5 protein-coding genes are annotated in these 4,810 nt (G+C 74.5%); 1 reads left to right on the top strand and 4 read right to left on the bottom strand.

Annotated elements, in window-relative coordinates; genetic code table 11:
• Nucleotides 1-77: 77 nt before the first annotated feature.
• The 3 genes from K1J50_RS11535 to K1J50_RS11525 are packed head-to-tail and all read right to left on the bottom strand — an operon-like array spanning nucleotide 78 to nucleotide 3,068.
• The gene (locus K1J50_RS11535) at nucleotides 78-956 is read right to left on the bottom strand and encodes an HpcH/HpaI aldolase/citrate lyase family protein (RefSeq protein WP_220117865.1); all 879 of its coding nucleotides are present in this window, start codon (nucleotides 954-956) and stop codon (nucleotides 78-80) included.
• A 22-nt stretch (nucleotides 957-978) separates the two neighbouring features.
• Nucleotides 979-2,196 carry a CaiB/BaiF CoA transferase family protein gene (locus tag K1J50_RS11530; RefSeq protein ID WP_220117864.1) on the bottom strand — a complete coding sequence of 406 codons (1,218 nt, stop codon included), beginning with the start codon at nucleotides 2,194-2,196 and terminating at the stop codon, nucleotides 979-981.
• Nucleotides 2,193-3,068: a hypothetical protein gene (locus K1J50_RS11525; protein ID WP_220117863.1), complete on the bottom strand. Its 876-nt coding sequence runs from the start codon at nucleotides 3,066-3,068 to the stop codon at nucleotides 2,193-2,195. The genes K1J50_RS11530 and K1J50_RS11525 overlap by 4 nt, the downstream gene beginning before the upstream one ends.
• A gap of 199 nt (nucleotides 3,069-3,267) precedes the next feature.
• Here K1J50_RS11525 and K1J50_RS11520 point away from each other — a divergent pair, with 199 nt between their 5' ends.
• Nucleotides 3,268-3,819 (top strand): carboxymuconolactone decarboxylase family protein, encoded by a 552-nt coding sequence (locus K1J50_RS11520; RefSeq protein ID WP_220117862.1) that lies wholly within the window; start codon nucleotides 3,268-3,270, stop codon nucleotides 3,817-3,819.
• 40 nt (nucleotides 3,820-3,859) lie between these two features.
• On the opposite strand, the gene K1J50_RS11515 is transcribed toward K1J50_RS11520, so the two are convergent.
• Nucleotides 3,860-4,570 carry a metal-dependent hydrolase gene (locus K1J50_RS11515; RefSeq protein WP_255575215.1) on the bottom strand — a complete coding sequence of 237 codons (711 nt, stop codon included), beginning with the start codon at nucleotides 4,568-4,570 and terminating at the stop codon, nucleotides 3,860-3,862.
• Nucleotides 4,571-4,810: the final 240 nt, after the last annotated feature.

Raw genomic sequence — 4,810 nt, 5'->3', positions numbered from 1 at the left:
CTCGCGGCGGGCAGGCCCCGGCGGGCCGGTCTGGGCCCGGAGGAGGCTAGGCTGCTCGCGCGCGCCCGCGGCGGCGCTCAGCCGGGACGGGCGCGCGCGAGCAGCCGGCGCGCGCGCTCGACGATGGGGAGGTCGATCATCGCGCCCTCGAAGGCGACGGCGCCCTGGCCGCGCGCCACGGCCTCCTCGAAGGCGGCGACCAGGCGCCGCGCCCGCTCCACCTCCTCGGGCTTCGGGCCGTATTCCTCGTTGATGATCGGCACGTGCGCGGGGTGGATGCAGGCGGCGCAGGCGAAGCCGAGGGCGCGCGAGCGGCGCAGCCCGGCGCGGTAGGCCTCGAGATCCCGGAAGTCGGCGAACGGGCCGAGCACGCCCATCGGCAGGATGCCGGCGGCGCGCGCCGCGGCGATCGCGAGCATGGCGAAGACGTACATCGCATCCGGCGTCGGCTGGCTCTCGAGCTCGGTCGCGAGGTCCTCGCCGCCGGCGCCGAGCGCGACCAGGCGCGGATCGGCGGCGGCGATGGCGTTGAGATGGGCGAGCGCCGCCGGCGTCTCGACCAGCGCGATCAGGCGGGTGTGGCCGGGGGGAAGGCCGCGCGCGGCCTCGCGCGCCGCGACCACCTCCGAGAGCAGGCGGACGTGCTCGGGGCCCATGACCTTGGGCAGCATAAGCGCCGCGACCTCGGGCATCACCGCCGCGGCGATGTCGGGCACGGCGAGCTCGAGGGGGCGGTTGATGCGCACCACCACGTCCGCGCCCGCCTGGCCGACGGTGCGGGCGGCGGCGGCGAGGGCGGCGCGCGCCGCCTCCTTCTCCGCCGGCGGGATCGAGTCCTCGAGGTCGAGGATGATCGCGTCGGCGCCGCGGGTGTGCGCCTTGGCGACGAAGCGCTCGGCGGTGGCGGGGACGAACAGCAGCGAGCGCCAGGTGGGCAGCGGGGCGCGTCGGGTCATGGGGCGGGGCTCCGGGTCGGTCTCAGGCGGTCTCGGTGCGGGGGCGGTCGAGCGCGGCGCCGGCCTCGATCATGCGGGCGATCTCCGCGGCGCCGTAGCCGAGCTCGGCCAGCACCTCGCGCGTGTGCTGGCCGAGGCGCGGCGCGGGCAGCGCGTCCTCGCGCATCCCCCCCGAGAAGCGGTTGGGCACGCGGGTGCGGCGGAGGCGGCCCTCGGTCGGGTGCTCCTCGGGGACGAAGAAGCCGGCATCGGCGAGGTGCGGGTCGGTCAGCAGGTCGTCGATCGTGTTGTAGCGCGCGGCCGGCACGTCGAGCGCGGCGAAGATCGCGAGCCACTCCTCGGTCGTCCTGCGGCGCAGGCCCTCGGCGCGCACGCGGAAGTACGCGGCGGCGTTCGCGGTGCGCGCGGCGGCGGTGGCGAAGCGCGGATCGCTCTTCAGTTCCGGCCGGCCGATCGCGTCGAAGAAGGCGAAGGCCTGGGCGTCGCTGTTGGGGGCGACGGTGATGTAGCCGTCCCGGGTCGGCAGCGGGCGGTAGTCCGGGCTGAGCAGCCGGTTGTCGCCGGAGGGGCCGCAGGGCGGGTCGAAGGTGGCGGCGCCGAGGTGCTCGGCGGCGACGAAGCCCGCCATGTTCTCGAACATCGGCACCTCGATCGCCTCGCCCGTCCCGGTCCTCTCGCGCCGGTAGAGGGCGAAGCCGATGCACTGCGCGGCGATCAGGCCGGTGATGTGGTCGGTCATCACCATCGGCACGAAGCGCGGCTCGCCGATCGCGCGTTCGAAGGTGCCGGCGACGCCGGAGAGGCTCTGGATGATCGGGTCGTAGGCCGGGCGGTTGTAGTAGCGCCCGCCGCGGCCGAAGGCGACGATGTTGCAGACGATCAGCCGCGGGTTGTCCCTCGACAGGGAGGCGTGGTCGAGGCCGAGCCGCGCGAGCGCCGGCGGGCGGACGTTGCTGACGAACACGTCGGCGCGCGCGAGCAGCCGCTTCATCGCGGCGAGCCCGTCGGGGTGCTTGAGGTCGAGGCAGACGCCGCGCTTGTTGCGGTTGAAGTTGATGAACTTGCCGGACATGCCGGGCGTGCGGCTGCCCTGGGCGAGGTGGCGGAGGATGTCGCCCTCCGGCGCCTCGACCTTGATCACCTCCGCCCCCTGGTCGGCGAGCGTGCGCGAGGCGACCGGCCCGACGACGACGGTCGTCAGGTCCACCACGCGCACGCCCGCGAGCGGGCCTCCGCTCACTTCGCGAACTCCAGCTCCAGCTGGGCGCAGAGGGCGCCGGCCTTGTTGGCGCCCCAGACGCTCATCTTCCCGTCGCGCGCCGCGTGGCCGGCCATCACCAGGGTCTCGCCGGCGAAGAGCGGATGCACGAGCCGCGCGGTGTAGCCGGTGAGCTCCCCGGGCGCGCGCTTCAGCGCGGCGTCGAGGATCAGGTGCATCGTCAGGCCGCCGTTGTGCACGACGCCGGGATAGCCCTCGACGCCGCGCGCGTAGTCGGCGTCGTAGTGGATGCGGTGCGCGTTCCAGGTGAGGGCGGAGTAGCGGAATATCAGCGGCGTGGTGAGCACGATCTCGTCCGCCCAGGCGGGATCGGCGGGCGCCGGGGTCGGCGTCGCGGCCGGGCCCTTCTGGCCGGGGGGCACGGCCTCGCGGTAGATGGCGTCGAACTCGTCCACCGCGATCGTCTCGCCGCGCGCCTCGACGGTCTGGCGCAGGGTGAGGATGGCGATCCGGCCGGTGCGCGCCATCTTCGGCGTGATCGCGACTACCTCGGTGGTCTGGCGCGCCGGCTCGCCGGCGCGCAGGCGGCCCATGATCCGCACGCGCCGGCCCGCGCCCATGCGCCGCGGCAGCGGGATCGGCGGCAGCACCGCGCCGGGGCGCGCGTGGCCGTCCGGGCCGATGTCGGACTGGCGGAAGATCGGCCCGAAGAACAGGGTGAACCAGTGCGGCGGCAGCGGCGTGCCGACCTGGAAGGAGTCGGGGTCGAGGTCGAGCATGCCGGCGGCGCGGCGCACCGCGGTGAGCGCGATCTCGTCCTCCTGCACGCGCCTGCGGCCGACCCATTCGCGCTGGACGGCGGCGATCGCGGTGTCGAAATCCTGCTCTGGCATGCTCTTCCGATCCCTGTTCACGATGCGGGGACAGGCCGCAGCGGCGGCGCGGCCTCGGCGGCCCATCGCAGGCCCTCGCGCCGGCCGCGTCAAGCCGTCGCGCGGCGGGGACGGGATCGCGGCGCCCGGCACGGGCTTGACCGCCCGCGCGCGCGCCACCCAAGCTCGGCGCCGCCGGAGCGCGGGAAGGAGGCGAGCGATGGCGCGACTGCCCTATCTCGACAAGGCGGACCTGGCGCCGTCGGACCAGGACCTGCTCGAGCGCAACATCAACCTGTTCCGCTGCCTGGTGCACAGCCCGGGCGGGGCGCGGGCGCACCACGCCCTCGGCCACTACATCCGCCACCGGAGCAGGCTCGACCCGCGGCTGCGCGAGATGGCGATCCTGCAGGTCGGCTGGCTCGCGCGCTCGCCCTACGAGTGGTCGCACCACGTCAAGATCGGCTACGACTTCGGTGTTACCGACGCCGACATCCGGGCGATCATGGACGAGACCGCCGGCCGGCCGACGACGCTGGAGCCGGCGGCGAAGCTGGTGCTGCGCGCGGCGCGCGAGATCGCCGCCGGCCCGGGCGCGAGCGCCGAGACCTTCGACGCGCTGCGCGCGCACCTCGACGACGAGCGGCTGGTGGACCTGGTGATCACCGTCAGCTTCTACTGCGCCGTGGTGCGGCTGCTCGCCACGCTCGAGATCGACGTCGAGCCCGACTACATGCCCTATCTGGAGAAGTATCCGCTGCCGCAGGACTGACGCGCACCCCGCCGTGACGGCGCGGCGGGGCGGGCGGCGCTCAGAGCGTGACCGGAACGCCCTTCTCGGGCACCAGCACGCGCGCCTTCGCGCCCTGCATCTCGGCGACGAAGCCGGAGGCGTCGGGCAGCAGCAGGCCGAAGGTGGCGTAGTGGCAGGGGATCGCCGTGGTCACGCTGGGCAGGAAGCGCTTCACCGCCACCGCCGCGCTGCGCGGGCCCATGGTGAAGCGGTCGCCGACCGGCACCATCGCCACCGTCGGCTGATGGAGCTCCCCGATCAGCGCCATGTCGGAGAAGATCTCGGTGTCGCCCATGTGGTAGACGACCGGCTCGCCCTTCGCCTTCGGCGCCACGACGACGCCGTTCGGCAGGCCGAGGTGCTGCGACATGCCGTTCTGCTCGAGCACGCCCGAGGAATGGAAGGCGATGGTGAGCGAGACGGCGAACTCGCCCTGGTCGGTGGTGCCGCCGGTGTTCATCGGGTCCATCTTCTCGACGCCCTGCCGGCCGAGCCACATGCAGAGGTCGTAGTTCGCCACCAGCTTGGCGCCGGTGCGCTTGCAGATGGCGACGGCGTCGCCGACGTGATCCGAATGGCCGTGGGAGAGCAGGACGTGCGTCGCCCCGGCGGAGGCCGCCTCGGGGTCGCCCGCGAACGCCGGGTTGCCGGTGAGGAAGGGGTCGATCAGCACGACCGACGAGCCGAACTCCAGGCGGAAGGCCGAATGGCCGAACCAGGTGATCTTCATCGCCGATGCTCCTCCTGATGACGCGGCGCCGGCGCGAGAATCGCCGCCGTCGCGGCCCGGTCAAGCGCGAAATACGCCGGCCGGCGTGCCATGGCTTGCGCCCGGGCGCGCGCGGCCCCTACGGCGAAGTCGATGGCGGCGGTCGCCCACCACGCCTTGCGCCCGGGCGCGCGCGGCCCCTACCGTCGCGGGGGGGGCCCCCCCGGCGGGGGGCCCCCCGCGCCGCCCCCGCGGGGGCGG

The organism is Caldovatus aquaticus, assembly GCF_019458025.1.
GTDB lineage: Bacteria > Pseudomonadota > Alphaproteobacteria > Acetobacterales > Acetobacteraceae > Caldovatus > Caldovatus aquaticus.
The sequence above is the reverse complement of the archived record's forward strand: the minus strand, read 5'-3'. Positions and strand labels throughout refer to the sequence as shown.